The organism is Paenibacillus vietnamensis, assembly GCF_020169515.1.
GTDB classification, from domain to species: domain Bacteria; phylum Bacillota; class Bacilli; order Paenibacillales; family Paenibacillaceae; genus Pristimantibacillus; species Pristimantibacillus vietnamensis.
The window spans coordinates 327,545-346,592 of the sequence record NZ_JAHMHW010000005.1 but is presented as its reverse complement, the minus strand read 5'-3'; the positions used below and the strand labels follow the sequence as shown (position 1 = coordinate 346,592).

Below are 19,048 nucleotides of genomic sequence, written 5' to 3'. Positions count from 1 at the left end.
TTTTCATTTGAGATGTACTTACATATTTTAAAAACGAAAGTTTTTCAGTGCCCTCGTTCAATACAGGAATCATCTCTTAAGTGCGGCCTAACACTCTTTTTTTCAAAGTGTCCTTGACTAAGGGGCCAGTTTACGGCACTGTAGCCGGCGGCATCCTTTTTTGAAATTGAGCTTATAACTAACTTCTATTTCTACGCGTTAGTGAGCTTTTGCCGCCAAAGGACGTCGACACCCGTTTACGCTCGCCCGCTTTGTTCCTTAATATCCGAAAAGATAATCGTCCTGCCTCGAAGGCTTCCTGTAAGATGCAACCGACTGTCCCGCATACGTCCAGCCCGTCGAGCCCATTTGCGGGTGTACCGGGAACAGGTCGCCCTTGACGAGCACCAGATCCCCGCCCCAATCATCCGAATACAGTCCGTCATACTCCACCCACTGCCCCGTTCTAAAACGACGCTTTGACTTGTGGTGCCGCTCCCTCATCGCCGTCTCCTCCCCATACCCGTTCCATACATTACATTCCAAGTATGGGCAAAAGGTTACGGCAATAACCGCTCCGCCACGACAAATGCGGAAGCCAGCGTCCGCTCGTGGGTAATCGTCACATGGATACGGACCGCATCCGGGTGAAGCCCCAGCCTCTCCCAGGCGCCTTCACTAAGTCTGCATTCAGGCTTGCCGCTCGTTCCTCGCAATATTTCAATATCCTGGAAACCGAGCACCTGCCCGATCCCGCAGCCAAAAGCCTTAACGAGCGCTTCCTTCGCGGCGAACCTTCCGGCCGTAAATTGGTGAAGACGCTCGCCTTGGCAGGGCTCTGCCAGTACCCGCTCGCTGACGGTAAGCACCCGTTCCATAAAGCGCCGTCCAGCGGCCCCCTCCAAAATTTTCTTCATCCGCGTAATATCCGATAAATCATGCCCGATGCCAATAATCATGCCTACACCGCCTTTTCCTTGAAGGTGAGAGTAGCAGATGGGCAGAATGAAGTCAAGCGTGTCGGATGTCATTCGATCTGTCCCTTGTCCGCACCAGCCGGTTACTGGAGTTTCTTTTCATAATGAAAGTCATTTCCCGCGCTGTCGCTTATATCAACCGTAAGCATAGCCGGGCTGGATAGTCTTTCGAATATGCCTTCTGCACGGTACGTATACTTCGTAAAGCCCGGAAACTCAAACTTTTCCTCTTCCAAGGGCTGAAGCTCAAGCGGTATCACAACCGGCTCGATGTCCGGTGACGAACCTGCACCTCCGGCAACGTTCATCGATGCGGCTGCAGGCTGCCCCATTCCTTCCGGCAGCCAAACGTCAAGCCTGACCTGCTGCACCCGAGATGGACTCTCATCCGAAATGCGAACGCTCATATGCGCCTGCTCGCCCATGACATGCCAGTAGAAAGGCTCCTGCCCTTGCTTCCCTGCCGCCTCCATAGGCGGCGAGCTGGAAGACAACCAGCCCGCAAGACCGAATAAGCACACCGCCAGCAGCACCTCCAGCCGCACTCCAAACATAAGCCTTCGGCTCGCCGCATGTCCGCGCGAGTCGCCGTAAATAATCCCTTTGGCCGCTGCTTCCGCAATCTTCGGCATTAACAGAAGCTTATGCAAAGCGGCTATCGCAAGCACGAGCAGCATCAAACCTAGCTTCGCTGCGATCAACCGGCCGTAGGCGGTCGACAGCAGCTCGGACCATGCGGACAGTCTGGCAAATGATAGCCATGCTCCGCTTACGATCATCAGTGCAATGCAGGGCAATGCCCATGCCGAGAAACGGACCGCTGTCCGGTTCAGCCCGTCCGCCGCTTGACGACTGAACGTCAATGACAGCAATCCGGCCAATCCCCCGAACCATATTGCGGCTGCTCCCATATGCAAAGCATGACTAAATACAGCTGCCGCCGCTCCATTCACTGAAGCATACGCATGGCCGGTCAATGGAAAGGTCGCGATAACCCCGGCGATTGCGAGCCACTTCACACGGTTCGCCCACAGCCGCTCGCGTGCGGGAGCGAAGGCGAGCAATAGCAGGAATAAGGCTCCCGCCGGTCTCAGCACGGCGATTTTGCCGATCATCGTTTCGCTTGCTAGCGTATAAAAAGGCAATCCGCCGAGCTGCTCCGACAGCATAGAAAACCTGACCCAGCCGGACAGGATCCATATGAGTGCCGCGGCTGCCGCAGCAGCTCTCTCCGCCCGCAGCGAAAACCCTGCAGGGGCTTGCTCCTCCCCGCGCCACAGAATATAACGGAAAAACAGCATGCCTGCGAGCGATGCACTAACGAAAATATCCAAAATCCGCAGCGCAATCATCAGCCCGTGACCGCCGCCGTGCTCATGCGAGCCTTCGGCATGAGCGCGGTCCATCCCCGCTTCGACCGTATCAGCCGTTCCAGTCGTTTCAGACGCTTCTGCCTCTCCTTCCGCCTCATCCGCTGCCGTCAAAAAATCATCGCGATTTAATTCCGCTCCGTTATCCCGACCGGTTTCAGCGCCAATCCCCCCGCCGCCTTCCGCAGCGGAAGACTCCGCCTCAAGCGCTTCCGCATCGGCGCTTTCCGGAGAAGGCGCCGCATCCGCTCCCCCCGCCTTACCGGTGCCGCCGTCACCGCCCGTCTCGTCCGCCGGCGATGGCCGGACGCTGCCGGCGTCATCGCCTCGAGCCGGCATCTCCGTCGACGAGCCGCCCGCCGACGACGATGGGGCGGCGGCCGATGGTGCAGGCGTCCTTACCGGCACTGGTTTTGCCGTCGCGGCCGGCTTAGCCGGCGAGCCACCGCCGCCTGGCTCAGACGGTGGAGCTGCTCCGCCGTCCGCTTCCGTATCGCCGTCCAGCGAGATCGTATCGTCGGGCTTTGTCTGCCCCAGCTTCACGCCTACGGCGAACTTATACGAGCCGTCGGTCGTATGCGTATCCAGCGACAGCACCTGCCAGCTTACTTTATAGATGCCTTTTTCAAGCTTCGGGATCGTATAGAGCAGCGTTGAATCGCCGCCGCTGCCCAGCTTGCCGGAAACGGAGCTCCCGTCAGCCGCATTCGTAAGCGTCACAGAGCTCAGCTTCGCATCGACCTTCTCGGTGAACGTCAGCCGGATGACGGACGGCGAGCTTTCCAGCTCCGCATTTTCATAAGGGGAGGACTCAGAAATATAGGCATGCGCCGAGACGAAGCCCGGCAAGCATGCCCATATCCAACCTGTTATTACAGCTAAAATAATCGTTTTTTTCATCGTCATTGCCTTATTTCAAATAAATCGAAACGGCCGCACCGGTTCCGCCGACGCCCGGAAAATATTCAACCGAAGCGCCCGCAGCTGTCGAAGCCGCTCTCAAAGCGACCAGCCCTGCACCCTTATAGCCGCTGTCCACATATTGGCGAAAGAATGCCGCGTCCACCTTCGTAACGCCCTGCTCAATCTTCATCGTTGCTGGCGAAGCTGCTTTGCCGTTGACGTAAACGAACGGTTTACCCGCTCCCGCGCCGCCGGGCAGCAGCACCGGCTTGTTCTGAACCGTAAACGTCATCGTCGCTTCGTAATTCGTCAAATCGTATTCGCCAGCCTTCGCTTCCTCGGTGCTTGGTTTGGAACGGACCAGATAATAGTCTGCGGCGCCGGCCGTAAACGTAACGGTGCCATTTGCGTCCGTCTCTAGCTCGATCGCCTCCGAATTGCTCCGGCGAATGACGTCAATCGCCGTATCCGCAAGCGGCTCGCCCTTCAGCAGCAGCCGGATCGAGACCTTCCCGCCGGGAGTCGCCGCGGCCGGATTGAACAGCGGGATCAGCTCCGCGCGGTCGGGACTGACCTGTCTGGAGAAGCCGGTCAGCGCCTTCACCCGGTCAAGCACGGGAATATCGCCGACGGCTACAAATGCTTTCGCGCTGCGTAGGGTACGGCTTGCTGAGGCAGCGCTTTTGAACACACTGTCCCCTTCGGTTGAAACGATATATGCGCCCGGCACGTTTGATTTAAACGAAGCCACGAAATAATTGTTTTTCGCCGGCGTCGTTTCCGTAGAAGGCTCGCCTGTATAGAAGCGCGTGCCTGTAATATCGGATTTCACGCCTGCCGGCGTCGTCACGTACACCTTGGAGGTGTCGGTTCCCCACTGCCCTTCCAGCCTGTAGCTCTTATGCTCGTTCGAGTGGTTCCCGTACATCAGCTCCACATATGAAACCTGTCCTTGCGCCACGATCGGTGAATTTACCTGCGTCCAGCCGTCATGGGCGGATACGGGAACAGCCGCTCCCAGCATGAGTGCGGCGGCTAGCGCGAAGCCGGCCGTTTTTTTGCGAAATGTCATCATTTTCAGCCTCCGATTGATTGGTTTGAGCTGTTCAAATTGTATCAACCGGAAGCAGCAGCCGCATGACTCGATCGGGCTATATCCCTGTGAACATTATGTGAAAAGCACCGGACTTCCGCCGATCAGGCGCAAAATTTCCCCATTTTCCTTGACGCCGAGCTGAAGCTCCATCCGGTCAATTGCCGTAAACCGGACGCCGGACGCCTCTCCTGCGCTCCATTCCGCACTTCGTTGACGAGCGTTCACCGCGAACGCCTCAAAGCCGCTTAATCCCAGACTTTCCGCCGTTTCCAGCGATATTGCCTCCACGACGACGCCGTTAAGCGCTCCTTCACTCGTGACCAGGCAGCGGTCGGCTAACGTTTCCAGTGTATAAGGCTGCATAATATGTACGGACAAATAGACGCGCCCGACTTGCGCAAGCAGCAGTCTCCGCTCGCACAGCCATTCCGCTCTCGGCAGTACGCCGACGATGCTCTCCTGCGCTCCTGCAGGAATCCGGTAAATGGCCGCTACCGTATTTTTGTGGAAAAGCACCTCTGAATGCCCGGTCTGATGACGCGGATCTTGAAGGGCATCCGTGCCGGATGGATGAAAGAAATAGGCCGTGTTCACGCCGTCGGTACTGTCGACCGGAAGCGATATGTCCCAGCGGTGCTGCTCGTTATCGAACTCCTCATAACGCTCCCAAACCCCGCCTGCAGCAAAATCCTTCGTTATGTATACATAGCTGTGAAGCTGAACGAAAGCGGAACCGGATTGCTTCGTAATCACTCTGCTCACCTCTGCCGGCTCCTCCCGCTCGAGAGCCCGCTTACGGGACTCGGCCGGAGCTTCATAGTACAGAAAGCCGGCATATTCCGTGCGGGGCATCGCTTCCGGAAGAGCAAAATCGCCGAACTGGACATAGTCGTGCAGAACGTTTCCGTCCCGCGGGATATCATGCTTCAAGCCGCGCGAGTGCGCGCCGACGAATGCGCCCTTCAAATAAAATAACGCCCGCTCGTTCCACAAAAAGTCGAGCATTTCGCCAAGCTTACCCTTGTCTTCCTCGTCTAAGCTCAACTGCCAAGCGCATGTGAACGCCTGCACCCAGTGCCAAAACCACGGCAGGCTTCCGTATTCATGCATGCCGTACCGGCGGACATTATCCAAGGTGAGCTGCAGATTGCGCCGCCCTTCCTCCTGCAGCGCGGCATCGCCGAACCGCTGTCCGAGGATCAGCTTCGCTGCCGTATATTTCGCGTCGTGATGGCCGAATACGTTATCTGATTGGCTGTAGAAACGGCTCCGGTAAACGTGCGCGAGAGCGTCATCGAAGGCTTCCTTCAGCGGCGCGGACAGCTGCGAACGATACCGGTCGGAGAAATAAGCCATCAGACTGCCCATCAGCTCCACTGGCAAAGGATTCGGCGCTGCCCCACGCGGCTCGTTGCCCAAATGGAGCGGCCAGTGTCCATAAGTGGCGCTGGCTTCATCCCTGTCCTGCAGGCGAAGCACCTCCAGCAGCACGGCCTCAGCCGTTTGCTTGGCTTCATCCGCCTCAAACGGCAACAAATCCGGATGATCGGCAGCTGCGGCAAACAAATAAGAAGCATAATAAAAGTTGTCGCGGATATCGTGATGGAACCACAGCCCGCTGCCCAGCACCGGAAGCTGCTGCGCGGCTGCCGCTATTTTCAGCGTAATTTCGGTTTGTCTGGCCTTAAAGCTCATTGTACAGTTCTCCTCGCATGACCTATTTTTTCTTCCAATGATATATAAATTCGGCGTCTGGCGAAACCTCTTCATTGTTTTCCTGGCAAAATCATGTTAGCTTGAGAGAGAGTTGGTCAGCCTTCATGGGAGCGCAATCACATCGATTAAGGAGCTGAAGCTGTTGCAAAACGGATATACCTCACTGACTTCTCTGTCCAGCTCTGCAAATTTCATTTGGAGGCCGGAGTCGAGGACGACGATCACCTTCCGGACCTTCATCCGGCCTAGAGAGCATGGGCCGCTGCAATTCAAGCTGTGGCACAGCAATGCAGTCGATTCAACCTGGGCCGACGGCGCTGAATCGAGAGCCGGCGATCTGGGCGGACGCTGGCGGATCGAAGCTTGCTTCGTAGCCGACGGCGGTGCGCAGCCGGATGGAAGCTTTGTCTCCGGTACGGAGAAAGCCGTAACCTTCGGAGGAGCATCCTCCAAGGATGTGCTTCCGGGCGAGCGGTTTTGGAGCGATGCGGTCCCGGTTACCGTCCCGGAGCATCATTATTTGGCATTTAGCTGGACGATTACGGCGTACGGTCCGGAGGACGGCGTCCCGTTTAATACCGAAACGCTGCTTGCAAGCGCCTATGAAGCGGATGGAGACAAGGCGGGACAAGCCTCCGCAGAAGGCTATGCTCCGGCTGTTAATCGCCAAATCGTCCCTTCCCTTCTCGCTTATGAGAGGAAAGTATCGAAGCAGCTTGTATTTTTGGGGGACTCCATTACCCAAGGCGTCCGGACGGAGAAGGACGGTTATGCGTTCTGGGCGGCAAAAATCGCCGCCGGCCTAGAAGCCGATACAGGCGTCTGGAATATAGGCAGCGGCTGGGCACGCGCATACGATCTGGTTCACAGCAACGTGTGGCTGAACAAAGCGATGCAAGGCGACGAGGTTGTTGTCTGCCTCGGCGTAAACGATATCGGAACGGGGAACCGCAGTGCAGAGCAGCTGAAGGCCGATTTAACGTCCGTAATCGGACAGCTTTCAAACGGCAAAGCCGTATGGCTGTGCACGCTGCCTGCCTTCAACTTTGAAGGTGAACAGGAGGCCGTCTGGCGGACCGTCAACGACTGGATCCGAAGCCTCCCGGACATCGGGATTGCCGGTGTCTTCGATATCGCGAAGGTGCTTGGCCAAGAGCCGCCGAATGACCGGCTGCTGCAGACGGCATACATGAGTCCCCATAACGATCCGCACCCGAACGGCTTGGCGGGCTCGGCGGTTGCCGACGCTTTTTTGACCTGGTACAAAAGTAAACGGCTGTCGCCGTCCTTTGGCGGTAACCGCTAATTGAAAAAGATCCGATGACGGGCTCTATATTAAAGCGTCCGCCTCTCGGATCGGGAGCCGAATATGACGACGTCGATCAGCAGCGCGGCAGCGATACCGGCTGAATATCTGACCAAATCAACCGTCAAAAATCCGCTCCCGAGCACCAATGCTCCAAGTGCGGTGCTTCGAACCGCTGCGATCCACTCGGTCTGATAGAGCTGGCTAAACTCAATCCCGTAACAGAACAAAGCACTGGCCAGCGCAGCGTGACGCCGCTTCCATCGCACCGCCAGGAAACGGATGCCGAAATAAATCATGCCCGCCCACAACGCATCGCCGAAATGCTCGCGGGCGAAGGCAGGGAGTGCGCCGGAATAGGCTCTTGAACAGTAGCCCAGCAGCATCGCGGCAGCCGCTGCCGCCAGATATGGCAGTCTCGTTTTCATCGCTGTCACGCCTCCTTCCTTCGAACCTTACTGCTTCGGCACCGGGTCCGGCAGAATCGGATTCTATTTTTCCGAAAATTGGATACGCCAACAACAGCCTGAACAAGCTTCTTCCCCCCACAAAATAAGCCCGGCTTTCGAATTTTATATAATCAGTCTATTTGTTTCCGATTTACCTCATATGACGGATATTAGGAGTGTATCTATGGCAAGTGATATTGAATTAGCAATGGAGAAAATAGGGGAACTCAACTACCGGAATCAAAGAGCAATGATGGAATTAATTAAAAGAAGCCTGAAGATGACCGATGACGAGTTCAATAAGGAAATGCTTCTGGCTTACGCCCACCAGAACCCTGTTCATATTCTGGAAGTCGCAGTCGCTCTGCAGTATGAAGAAATATTGAAGTCGCTTCCGGAAAAGTTCTTATAAACAAGCGTACTTATAACCAAGCGTAAACGGCTGACGTTACGCACGAACCGTTAGCTGCATCTTTGCGCAGCTCGGTTCTGTGCCGTCCTTTGGAGGCTCAGCATACGTTTCGCGGTGAATTCTAAGCAAAATAAAGATGAAACTTTATAAATGCTTAGAATTGGACAAGAGACCTCTCTTCCGGCATCCGCCGGTCGGGAGGTCTCTTGCTGTTGCCGGGCATTTGCTTAGATGCCCGGAATCGGAGAGCGCTTGTGCTCGGTTTTCAAATACTGCTTCTCCAGCTTCTCGCGTGCTTCAACACTGATTTCCTTGCCCTCGAGGTAATCGCTGTTGTCGCCGTACGTAATGCCAAGCTCGCCCTCATCGGTTTGCCCGTCCCATAGTCCCGCGGTCGGGGCCTTATCGAGCACGCTTTGCGGCACTCCCAGATGGGAAGCCAGCTGGCGTACCTGACGTTTGTTCAGCGTGCTGAGCGGAGTAATGTCTACCGCGCCGTCGCCCCACTTCGTGAAGAAGCCGGTGATTGCTTCGGATGCATGGTCCGTGCCCACCACGAGCAGGTTCAGATCAAAGGCGAGCGCATATTGAGTTACCATTCGCGTTCTGGCTTTAATATTGCCCTTGCCGCCGCGGCTCAAATGCCTTGGCATGCCGAGCTTCTTGAGTCCGTGCTCTACCTCGAGCGCGATTTCGTCCACCGCTTCCGCGATATTCGTTTCCACCTTATACTTCAGCTGGAAAGCTTCGGCTACGGCATAGCTGTCCGCAATATCCGACTGCTCCGCGTAAGGCTGGAACACGCCCAGCGTCATGTATTCCTTGCCCGTCTCGGCGCTGAGCTCATCGGTCGCACGCTTGCAGAGGCCCGTAGCTACCGCGCTGTCGATGCCGCCGCTAATTGCGATAAGCAGGCCCGTCGTTCCCGATTTCTTAACGTATTCCTTAAGAAAATCGACGCGCTTGCGGATTTCCGTATCCGGATCAATTTCGGGCTTTACGCCCAAATTTTTGATAATTTCCTGCTGAAGGCTCATAGGATCTCACCTGCCTATCGGCAAAACCGATCGAATGCATCGGTCAGGTCAGCCGCGATATCGGCAGCCGAACGGTTCTCGATTTGATGACGCTCGATAAAGTGTACAAGCTCCCCATCCTTCATCAAGGCGATGGATGGCGATGACGGCGGGTACGGAGTGAAATATTCGCGAGCCTTCGCTGTCGCTTCTTTGTCCTGACCTGCAAATACAGTGTAAAGATGATCAGGTGTAATATCGTGCTGGAGTGCTTCCGCAACGCCAGGACGGGCTTGGCCTGCCGCACAGCCGCATACGGAGTTAACGACGACCAGAGCTGTGCCTTTCGCGTTCGGCAGCGTTTGTTCTACTTCCTCTGCCGTGCGAAGCTCCTGAATGCCGACGCGGGTAAGATCGTCCCGCATAGGCTGTACCATATCCAACATGTATCGCTCGAATGACATCGACATCGAAACACTCTCCTTTATAATGACTATATTTTAGTAACTATTATACCGCCCGATATGAAAATAAAGCAACCGGAGCCTACTGCTCCGGTTGCCTTTTATCCGACGTATCGTCCGGATCGCCGGCGCCGTAGGCGGCGTCTTTGTCCGGATGCATGAAAATGCCGCCCTGCGGCGGCAGGCCCTTCTCAAAAATGTCGCGATTCTCAGCCGTTTGAAAACCGATATCCTTGAACGGATGTACCCATTCGTCGCCGGCCATGACGGCCGGATCGGTATCCTCGCTCCACTGCGACAGCGGCGATTCCGGCGATTCATAAATATGATCCCCGATCACGACGCCGTATTTATTTACAAAAGGCGCTCTTTCCCCCCGGCCTTCGCGAAACTGCGGCAAAAATTCGATCTCGTAAGGATCAAGCGCAGGATCGTCTTCCGGCAGGTTTTTGCCGCCTTCGCGTTTCCGCTCTGTCAAGCGATCGCCCCCCGTACGTTCCGTTGCGAATTCTAGATAGACGGGCGGTTCGGACCGTCCAGCTTCTTGTCGAAGCCCGGGTCTTCGGGCGACTTTCCTTTATCCGCAGCGTTCTTCGCCGCTTGCTGCGCTTGCTCTGCCGAACGGTTTTTGTCGTCTTGGTGCTGGGTCAAAATACTCCCCTCCTCCCTTTTTCTGTAGTATGCGCAGGAGGAGGCTCACTTATTAGCTTGCCTGGCTGTGACCGTCCTTGTCCGTACCGCCTGCCGGCTCAAGGTTGAAGGTGACGATGAACGTTGTCCCTTCTCCTTCTACGGATTCGACGTCGATTTGTCCGTTATGACGCTCGGCGATGCTCAGGCACAGCGGGAGACCAAGCCCCGTTCCCTGCGTCTTCGTCGTAAAGAACGGCTCGAACAAGTGCTTCATTTTGTCCGGGTGGATGCCCGTTCCCTCGTCCGAAATTCTCAGCTCGATTCTGTCGCCGGTGTACTCCGTGCTGATCCTCAGCAGGCCTTTATCCCCCATCGCTTCCATGCCGTTGCGGGCCAAATTAAGCAGCAGCTGCTTAATTTCCCGATCGTTCAGCATTAGACGGGGCAAGCTGTCGCAAAAGCTGACTTCAAGCGTTTGCCCCCTCAAATTCGAATCGGCATTCAGCAGAGGTATTATTTCGTTGATGATATCGTGCAGAGAAGCTTCTTCCATGCTCAGGTCCCTGTTTTGCGCCAGCGACAAAAAATCGCTGATGATCATATTCGCCCGGTCCAGCTCTTCCATGACGATGCGGAAATATTCGTGCTGAGTACTCGGGCTGCGCTCCTGAATCAGCTGCACGAAGCCGCGGATCACCGCCATCGGATTGCGGATCTCGTGCGTGATGCTTGCGGCCATCTGGCCGACAAGACTAAGCCTCTCCATACGCCCTACCTCGTCCCGGAGCTGTCTGATTTCCGTGACGTCCTGGGCCATGAGTACCGCTCCTTCAATTTTGTCATTGAGAGAATTTCTCAAGAAAAAGGTCGTGTTCAGAAGCATTTTATCTCCGGTCATAACCGGAACCGCCGTAGCCTTCGTGCCCTCAAGCGCCTGCCGGAGAAGGCCGGCTTGGACATCGCCTTGACCGGGCTCGAATACCGACTCGAACGGCTCGCCGAGGAATTCGCCCTGGAGCGCCGGCTGCAGGCTGAGCAGCTTGGCCGCCATCTCGTTAAAATGCGTAACGCAGCCTTCGTTGTCCACGACAATTACGGCAAACGAGGTTTCATCAATGAATTGCTGCAGCTTCTCCACTTCGTACCGGTAATTATCCGATATTCGTATAACCTCCCGGTGAAGCCGCTTTTTTTCGATTACGCTTTCAATCATGAACACCGACAGCCAAGTTGCCGTCAAGGAGGAGGTCACCGCCAGCACAAGCGTGAGCACCATAAGAACCGTCCAGGTAAAACCGCTCGCCGATATGTAACCGAATAACGAAATAATGAAATAGAGCATCAGCACGGACATCAGAAGCAGCCCGTTGCGTTCCTTCCGAAGCGCCGACGCACGCTGAAATGGCTTTATTGACAGGTATAACAGGGGGACGAACGAAACGATGAACAAGAAGAAGCTCGCCGTTTCCCATACGTTGTCCAGCATCGGTATTCTCATCAGTATGTATAGCAGCGTCAGGATACCCAGCGCCGGAAATCCCCCGTATAACGATCCGATCATATAGGGAATGAGACGAAAGTCTACTTCGAAACCGTTTACGTCAGCAGCGGTCAGCATGCACAGCGCCATCGACACGCTGCAAAAAATGCACATAAACACGGATATTCCTTTTCGGTTCTCCTGGTCATACCACAGCTGAAAAGCGAATATCGGCAGCAAGGATACGACGAATTGTAACAGCAGTTCCTTTAGCACGAACGATCGGCTCCTCTGTTTGCTATAAACCGATTAAAACACAAACCTATTATTTTGACAATTGCTGTCGTATCCAATTTCCGATTTCGCAAACGGCTTTCTCGCCCTCCAAATCGTTGTGCAGCTCGTGGCGGCCGTCTTCCCAAATCTTCCAATCGCATCTCGGCCCAAGAGTTTCCGCCAAAGCGGCGCTTGCGGCCGCCGAGGTAATCCGGTCCGCGGAGCCGTGCATAAGCAGCACGGGTAGCCGGAGGTTTTGCGCATTCGCAAGCGCCCATTCGCCGCCGTCCGTAATTTCCTTATAGGTGCTCAGCGTAATTTTGGTATGGCAAAGCAGATCCTCCACGATTTTGGCTGCCTTGGCATATCCAGGTCGAAATAAATCCGCGGGGTTCAAGCCGGTCTCCTGCTGTAAGGACGGCACGATCGATGCCAGCTTGCGTCCGATCCATTCCACGGTGGGATTCGGCTTAAAGGCCAGCCGCAGCCACGGGCTGGTCAGAATAAGGCCGTGGAGCATCGGCTCCCGCCGCAGCGCGCAGTTCAGCGCCACGTTCCCGCCCATGCTATGGCCGTACAGAAAAACCGGTGTCCCCGGATGTCTCCTCGCCGCCTCAAGTACCAACCGCTCCGCATTTCCGAGCGCCTGCTCAAGCGTTCCGAGGTGGCCGCGCTTGCCGGGCGAGCGGCCGTGGCCTAGCTGGTCCAGCGCCAGCGCCGCATATCCGGACTCCGTAAGCAGCTCCGCCACATGGGTGTAACGGTCCCCGTGCTCCCCCATCCCGTGAATGATGCATACCGCGGCACGGATCTCCCCCTTGTCCGGCTTCCACTCCCTCGCGAACAAGCTCGCGCCGTTCATTCCGGCTAATAGCCATTCCTCTCTCAGCATAGCGATCGCCGCCTTTCTTTGTGGTATGATAGTCTTATTATTTTGAAAAAATAGCGGGTGGTTATTTATGCAATATGACGCAATAGTAATCGGCGGAGGCTCCGCCGGGCTGATGGCCGCAATCGGGGCCAGCAAGAACGGCGCCGCCGTGCTTCTTCTCGACAAGGGCGAGAAGCTCGGGCGCAAGCTCGGCATCTCCGGAGGCGGCCGCTGCAACGTGACGAACAACAAGGAGCTGGACGAGCTTATTAAGCATATACCCGGCAACGGCCGGTTCTTATACAGCAGCTTCGCGAACTTTAATAATAAGGATATTATCTCATTTTTCGAGAAGCTTGGCATTGCCTTGAAGGAAGAAGATAACGGGCGCATGTTTCCCGTTACCGACAAGGCGAAAACCGTCGTGGACACGCTCGTCGGCCAAGTACGCAAGCAGGGCGTTCATATTCAGCTGAATGCGGCGGTCGATCGCGTTTTATATGAGGACGGAAGCGTGACGGGTGTACGGCTGAGATCGGGTCAGGTTTATCAGGGTCGCAGCGTCATCATCGCCTCCGGCGGCAAGTCGGTGCCTCAGACCGGCTCGACCGGAGACGGCTACAAATGGGCGGAAATGGCCGGCCATACGATTACGGAGCTGTTTCCGACCGAGGTGCCGCTAACGTCGAATGAGCCGTTCATTACGAGCAAGGAGCTGCAGGGGCTGTCGCTTCGCGATGTCGCTCTTTCGGTGTGGAGTCCGAAGGGGAAAGCGATCGTCTCCCATCGCGGGGACATGATCTTCACGCATTTCGGCATTTCGGGGCCGATCGCGCTGAGGTGCAGCCAGTTTGTCGTTAAGGCGCTAAAGCAGTATGGTACGGGCAATATCGAGGCAGCCGTCGATCTGCTGCCGGACAAAAGCAAGGACGAAGTATACCGGGAAACACTGAAGCTTGCCGGGGACGAAGCAAAAAAATCGGTCAAAAACGTTCTCAAGGGCTACTTGCCCGAAAAGCTGATCCCGCTTCTGCTGCAGAAGGCAAATCTGGCTGAAACCCTCACTTTTGATCATATTCCGAAGCAGGAGTGGTTAACCCTGGCCCAGCTGATCAAGCACTTTCCGATCCGCGTGTACGGCACGCTGTCGATCGAGGATGCGTTTGTGACCGGCGGCGGCGTAAATCTGAAGGAAATCGATCCGAAGACGATGCAGTCCAAGCTGATGGTGGGGCTGTATTTTTGCGGAGAAATATTGGATATTCACGGCTATACGGGGGGATACAACATTACCGCAGCTTTCTCGACGGGCTATACGGCAGGCGAGAACGCCGTTCTCGGGCGATAGGACGCTCAAAGCCGGGAATGGCATGGCGGGCTTGATTAAGTACTGCAGCCCCGTGGCGAATTTTCTGCAGCGTATATAGCTGCTGGATGAATTAACTGTAATGGATGTATCTAAAAAATCAGCCGAACAGCGAATTTTCGAGAAATAGATGGATAGTATGTATATAAACGTCAACTTAACGACAGATTCTCTAACATTCGGACGATATAACCGGATTAAATCCTGTTATTTTCTCAAAAATTGTGACTTACTCACAAATAACCACACTCAATCCAGTTATGAAGCACGCCTATAGGAACGATAAAAAGGGAGGATGCTCGCCACGACAGGTACTACGCTGCGTGTGAGCCTCCTCCCTTCCTGTTTCCGCTCAAATATGAACGTCTCCCGAAAAGTGATCGTAAGTACCGGGATCCGGCAAAAATTCGTCGCGGTAGTCCGCGTCTTCGTCCCGGTTGTGCAAGCCGTCCGCCGCATCGGCTCCTTCCTCGAGCGTTCCCCACTCCTCGTTCACGAAATGCGCGGGAATCGCTATCGTATCAAGCGAATATGCGCTGTCCGTCAACGCCCCCTGCGCGATGCTTGACTGCTCCACGAGCTGCCCCCCGTGCGACTGGGCAATTTCCAGCGCCGACGTCAGATCGCTCCCCTCCAAATGCACATGCATCCGGCTGCCGTCGTGAAGCACCGTTTCGTATCCAAGCTGCTGCAGCGTCTCGCAGGCAAGCGCCGCGCTTTGCGCGTCGTTAAAATCAAACAGCAATGCGGAATTGTAAGACATATCTCAGCTTCCCTTCCAGGCTTTTGCTATAGTATGCCAAATGTCCGCTAAAAACATGTCTATCATGACCACAAAAATCTGACACGTATTTTTCATAAAAAAGGATGTCATTACGTCATGTTTTGTGACATAATTGGTAACATACTTGTTTGATATACTGGCATTAGGGAGGGTCTCACCGATGAATCATTTGTTTTATTTGCTTTCCGATCCTATGCTTATCGTTGAATCCGGCGAATCCCGCTGGTATATACGCGATGTCAACCAGGCGTTTGCCGCTTTCTCGGGCTTTAAGAAGTCGGATCTGCTGCTGCTCGATCCCGCGGCGGTCATTTCCGCGCCGGAATCCGGGCTGAGCTTTGCCGGCATGCTTCGTCAGCTCTCGGACGACCAGAGCTTCACCCCGTCGCTGGAATGCAGGTTGGTCACAAAATCTTCTACGCCGGCAGCCGTACAGCTGACCTGCCGCAAGCTGCAGGCGGCCGAGCAAGTTTTGTATGTTCTTATTTGCAAGGATTTGCGCGAGACCAAATGGATCGACGAATACGTGCTGAACCATAAGATCATGATCGCCTGTACAATAAACGAAAGGTTCGGTATTCAATCGTTCAAGCACTATTATACGCCTGTCGTCGGACAGCCGGCTTCGTCTTATACGAACAAGCCGATATTCGAGCTGGTCCCCGAGCAGGAGCGGAACAAGCTGAAGAGAGCGCTGGAGCATGCCCGGAACAACCGGACAACCGAAAGCCTGAGCTTCCAGCTTAAGCTTGGCGACCGCTTCTACAACGCAGATGCTGTCATTCGGCCTTTTTATAACGGGAACAGGAGCTTCAAGAGCTTCGCCCTCCTCTTTCAAAATATGCAGGTAAACGCGCTGGACGACGATCCGTCCTACAAGCTGCGTATGCTTATGCTTAGCAAGAACATATCCGTAACCTCCCTGGCCCAGTCGACGCTCATCTCGCTTACCACGATTTCCAAAATCCGCAACGGCAAAATAAAAAAACCCCAGCGCCTCACGGCGGAATTGATCGCCGGAGAGCTGGGGGTGCGGCCCGAGGCCATATGGAGCAGCTTCAAGCGTTAAACGCTGGAGCTGTTTTGCTTACCCTCGGTAAGGCGCGATGGCCTCGTTCAAGCTGCGGGTTTGCTCGTACACCTGCTGATAAACTTTAAAAATGCCCTCGTAAGCCTCTACGGCTTCAGGCTGCGGCGAATACGAGTCCGCATGCTTCACGAATTTGTTCGCGCAGGCCTCCAGGCTTTCGAACCAGCCGGCGCCGTAAGCCGCAAGCATAGCCGCGCCTAAGCCAGGACCCTGCTCGTTCTCCAACGCAACAACGTTGGCGTTGAAGATATCCGCCTGCATTTGCAGCCAGGCCGGATTTTGCGCGCCGCCGCCGATCGACACGATCGTGTCGACGGTCTTGCCGGCACGGCGGAACATATCCACCGACTCGTTAAGCGAGAAAGTGATGCCCTCCATTACCGCACGCGCGAAGTGGATGCGCTCATGCGAGCCGTCCACGCCGATGAAGCTGGCTCGGATAACGGAATCCGCATGCGGCGTGCGCTCGCCGACCAGATAAGGCGTGAACAGCAAGCCGCCTGCCCCAGGTTTCACCTCGCCGACGCCTTCCAGCAGCTGATCAAACGATTCGTTCGGTGCGAACGTCTTTTTGAACCAGCTGAGGCTGTACCCGGCCGCCAGCGTTACTCCCATGACGTAGAAGGAATCTTCTTTGCCGTGGTTGAAGAAATGAACCTTGCCCCCGAAGTCCTTCGTCTTGTCGTTCTCGTAAGAGAGAATAACTCCAGAGGTGCCGATGCTGCAAAGCGTAAGCCCTTCGGACAAAATGCCGGAGCCGATCGCGCCGCAAGCGTTGTCCGCCCCGCCGGCGAATACCTTTGTTGCTTCATTCAGACCGGTGCGCTCCGCAATTTGCGGAAGCAGCGTGCCGACCAGACCGTGCGATTCTACAAGCGGCGGGCAGAAGCTTGCCGTCAGGCCGAACGATTCCAGCACCTCTCCGCTCCAGGCTTTGCCTGCCACGTCCAGCATCAGCGTGCCCGCGGCATCGGAGTAATCCATATGCAGCTCGCCGGTCAGACGGTAACGCAGGTAATCCTTCGGCAGCAGGAACAGCTCCGCTTTGGCGAACGCTTCCGGCTCATGCTGGCGAACCCAGAGAATCTTCGGCAGCGTAAAGCCTTCAAGCGCAGGGTTGCGCGTTACGCTAAGTAGCTTGTCGCCAAGCACACGCTCAATTTCGCGGCATTGCTCAGTCGTACGCGTGTCGTTCCACAAAATCGCGTTGCGGATCGGATTGCCCTCCGCATCCAGCAGCACGAGACCGTGCATTTGGCCGGAGAAGCTTAAGCCTTCGATCGCGGATGCGTCGATTCCGGCCGTTGCGGCCAGCTCGCGCAGCGCTTCAGCGGTTGCATCCACCCAGTCATCCGGCTTTTGCTCGCTCCAGCCGGAATGCTCGTGGAACAGCGGGTAGCTGCGGGATGCCTCCGCCGCTACCGTGCCGTTACGGTCAACGAGCAGCGCTTTAACCGCGCTCGTTCCCAAATCTATACCGATTACATAGCTCATTAGCCAGGCGCCTCCCGAATTAAACGCTGAAAATAACTTCGCTAAGCATGAGGCGGATGCGCTCTTGGCGGCCGGACTCGTTTTTGATCGGGTTGTTTTGCAGAGCATACTGCTCAAGCGATGCAAGCGTCGCTTTGCCGGATACGATTTCCGCGCCGATGCCTTCTTTGAAGCTGCGGTAACGGTTATCTACGATGCTGTCGAGAATCTTTTCGTCGATCAATTTCGCAGCAGCTTTCAGGCCCCAAGCGAAGCTGTCCATGCCGGCGATGTGCGCGAGGAACAGGTCTTCCGCCTCGAACGAGCCGCGGCGGACTTTCGCATCGAAGTTTACGCCGCCGCGTCCGATGCCGCCGGCTTTGAGCACTTCGTACATAGTGAGAGTCGTCGAATACAGATCAGTCGGGAACTCGTCCGTATCCCAGCCAAGAAGAAGGTCGCCTTGGTTCGCGTCAAGCGATCCGAGCATGCCGTTGATTGCAGCCGTGCGGATTTCGTGCTCGAATGTGTGGCCGGCAAGCGTCGCGTGGTTTGCTTCAAGATTCAGCTTGAAGTGGTCTTTCAGGCCGTATTTTTGCAGGAATGCAATTGTTGTAGCCGCATCGAAATCGTATTGGTGCTTAGTCGGCTCTTTCGGCTTAGGCTCGATCAGGAATTGGGCGTCGAAGCCGATTTCCTTCGCGTAAGCGATCGCCATGTGGTACAGGCGGGCAAGGTTGTCAAGCTCAAAGCCCATATCCGTGTTCAGAAGCGTTTCGTAGCCTTCGCGGCCGCCCCAGAATACATAGTTTTCTGCGCCGAGCTCTTTGCCGACTTCAAGGCCTTTTTTCAATTGGGCGCCTGCGTATGCGTATACGTCAGCGTTGCAGGTTGTGCCTGCGCCGTGCACGAAGCGCGGGTTCGAGAACATGTTAACCGTGTTCCAAAGCAGCTTTTTGCCGGAGGCTTGCATGCTGTCCTTCAGCATCGCTACGATCACGTCAAGGTTTTTGTTCGTTTCTTGCAGCGTTTCGCCTTCCGGAGCGATGTCCACGTCATGGAACGCGTAGAAAGGAATGTTCAACTTCTCCATGAACTCGAAGTTCGCTTCAACGCGGGCTTTCGCACGGTCAAGACCGTTAAATTGATCCCAGCCGCGAACCATCGTCGGAGCGCCGAACGGATCGGTGCCGTTAGCGTTAAATGTATGCCAGTAAGCAACTGCGAAGCGCAGGTGCTCTTCCATTGTTTTGCCAAGTACAACTTGTTTAGGATCGTAATGTTTGAATGCTAGCGGGTTGTCGGAGCCTTTACCTTCGAATTGGATCGTGTTTATTCCTTTGAAATAACTCATTAAAATTAAGTCCTCCTTCGTGGATTTCAATAG

The 19,048-nt window shown here is 55.3% G+C and carries 19 protein-coding genes; 4 read left to right on the top strand and 15 right to left on the bottom strand.

The genetic code is table 11. The annotated features are described in order from the left end of the window. Nucleotides 1-258: 258 nt before the first annotated feature. From KP806_RS13885 to KP806_RS13865, 5 genes are all read right to left on the bottom strand, one after another. Nucleotides 259-483: a hypothetical protein gene (locus tag KP806_RS13885; RefSeq protein ID WP_224724289.1), complete on the bottom strand. Its 225-nt coding sequence runs from the start codon at nt 481-483 to the stop codon at nt 259-261. 56 nt (nt 484-539) lie between these two features. Continuing rightward, nucleotides 540-1,010, bottom strand: a complete 471-nt coding sequence (gene acpS / locus KP806_RS13880) for a holo-ACP synthase (RefSeq protein WP_318153628.1) — start codon at nt 1,008-1,010, stop codon at nt 540-542. Nucleotides 1,011-1,039: 29 nt separating this feature from the next. After that, entirely contained in the window at nt 1,040-3,226 is a 2,187-nt protein-coding gene (locus KP806_RS13875) for a copper resistance CopC/CopD family protein (protein ID WP_224724288.1), read from the bottom strand. Between the two features lie 10 nt (nt 3,227-3,236). Continuing rightward, a complete protein-coding gene (locus KP806_RS13870) occupies nt 3,237-4,301 on the bottom strand; it encodes a DUF4198 domain-containing protein (protein ID WP_224724287.1) in 1,065 nt (354 codons plus the stop codon). Between the two features lie 96 nt (nt 4,302-4,397). Continuing rightward, nucleotides 4,398-6,020, bottom strand: a complete 1,623-nt coding sequence (locus KP806_RS13865; RefSeq protein ID WP_224724286.1) for a hypothetical protein — start codon at nt 6,018-6,020, stop codon at nt 4,398-4,400. 163 nt (nt 6,021-6,183) lie between these two features. On the opposite strand from KP806_RS13865, the gene KP806_RS13860 reads away from it, so the two are divergent. Next, nucleotides 6,184-7,347: an SGNH/GDSL hydrolase family protein gene (locus tag KP806_RS13860; RefSeq protein WP_224724285.1), complete on the top strand. Its 1,164-nt coding sequence runs from the start codon at nt 6,184-6,186 to the stop codon at nt 7,345-7,347. Nucleotides 7,348-7,376: 29 nt separating this feature from the next. On the opposite strand, the gene KP806_RS13855 is transcribed toward KP806_RS13860, so the two are convergent. Then, entirely contained in the window at nt 7,377-7,775 is a 399-nt protein-coding gene (locus KP806_RS13855) for a ribosomal maturation YjgA family protein (RefSeq protein WP_224724284.1), read from the bottom strand. A gap of 205 nt (nt 7,776-7,980) precedes the next feature. Here KP806_RS13855 and KP806_RS13850 point away from each other — a divergent pair, with 205 nt between their 5' ends. After that, the gene (locus KP806_RS13850) at nt 7,981-8,208 is read left to right on the top strand and encodes a hypothetical protein (RefSeq protein WP_224724283.1); all 228 of its coding nucleotides are present in this window, start codon (nt 7,981-7,983) and stop codon (nt 8,206-8,208) included. 227 nt (nt 8,209-8,435) lie between these two features. Here KP806_RS13850 and nadE read toward each other — a convergent pair whose 3' ends face one another. The 6 genes from nadE to KP806_RS13820 all read right to left on the bottom strand — a co-directional run bounded on the left by nadE (nt 8,436) and on the right by KP806_RS13820 (nt 12,969). Then, a complete protein-coding gene (gene nadE, locus KP806_RS13845; RefSeq protein ID WP_224724282.1) occupies nt 8,436-9,245 on the bottom strand; it encodes an ammonia-dependent NAD(+) synthetase in 810 nt (269 codons plus the stop codon). Nucleotides 9,246-9,259: 14 nt separating this feature from the next. Then, on the bottom strand, nt 9,260-9,694 hold the full coding sequence (locus tag KP806_RS13840) for a BrxA/BrxB family bacilliredoxin (protein ID WP_224724281.1): 435 nt from the start codon (nt 9,692-9,694) through the stop codon (nt 9,260-9,262). 76 nt (nt 9,695-9,770) lie between these two features. Then, nucleotides 9,771-10,166: a DUF3905 domain-containing protein gene (locus KP806_RS13835; protein WP_224724280.1), complete on the bottom strand. Its 396-nt coding sequence runs from the start codon at nt 10,164-10,166 to the stop codon at nt 9,771-9,773. A gap of 32 nt (nt 10,167-10,198) precedes the next feature. Then, nucleotides 10,199-10,339, bottom strand: coding sequence for a hypothetical protein (locus KP806_RS13830; RefSeq protein WP_224724279.1), 141 nt, complete (start codon nt 10,337-10,339; stop codon nt 10,199-10,201). A gap of 52 nt (nt 10,340-10,391) precedes the next feature. Further along, entirely contained in the window at nt 10,392-12,077 is a 1,686-nt protein-coding gene (locus KP806_RS13825) for a two-component system sensor histidine kinase NtrB (RefSeq protein ID WP_224724278.1), read from the bottom strand. A 49-nt stretch (nt 12,078-12,126) separates the two neighbouring features. After that, nucleotides 12,127-12,969 (bottom strand): alpha/beta hydrolase, encoded by an 843-nt coding sequence (locus tag KP806_RS13820; RefSeq protein WP_224724277.1) that lies wholly within the window; start codon nt 12,967-12,969, stop codon nt 12,127-12,129. Nucleotides 12,970-13,036: 67 nt separating this feature from the next. Between KP806_RS13820 and KP806_RS13815 the strand changes: the two genes are divergently transcribed. Next, complete coding sequence (locus KP806_RS13815; protein WP_224724276.1) at nt 13,037-14,296, top strand: BaiN/RdsA family NAD(P)/FAD-dependent oxidoreductase; 1,260 nt, start codon at nt 13,037-13,039, stop codon at nt 14,294-14,296. A gap of 370 nt (nt 14,297-14,666) precedes the next feature. On the opposite strand, the gene KP806_RS13810 is transcribed toward KP806_RS13815, so the two are convergent. Then, a complete protein-coding gene (locus tag KP806_RS13810) occupies nt 14,667-15,077 on the bottom strand; it encodes a hypothetical protein (protein ID WP_224724275.1) in 411 nt (136 codons plus the stop codon). Between the two features lie 181 nt (nt 15,078-15,258). On the opposite strand from KP806_RS13810, the gene KP806_RS13805 reads away from it, so the two are divergent. After that, nucleotides 15,259-16,167 carry a helix-turn-helix domain-containing protein gene (locus KP806_RS13805; protein WP_224724274.1) on the top strand — a complete coding sequence of 303 codons (909 nt, stop codon included), beginning with the start codon at nt 15,259-15,261 and terminating at the stop codon, nt 16,165-16,167. Between the two features lie 18 nt (nt 16,168-16,185). Here the strand turns inward: KP806_RS13805 and xylB are convergent, their stop codons facing one another. Both xylB and xylA read right to left on the bottom strand, forming a co-directional pair. Further along, complete coding sequence (gene xylB / locus KP806_RS13800; protein WP_224724273.1) at nt 16,186-17,682, bottom strand: xylulokinase; 1,497 nt, start codon at nt 17,680-17,682, stop codon at nt 16,186-16,188. 19 nt (nt 17,683-17,701) lie between these two features. Further along, on the bottom strand, nt 17,702-19,015 hold the full coding sequence (gene xylA / locus KP806_RS13795; protein WP_224724272.1) for a xylose isomerase: 1,314 nt from the start codon (nt 19,013-19,015) through the stop codon (nt 17,702-17,704). Nucleotides 19,016-19,048 lie beyond the last annotated feature (33 nt).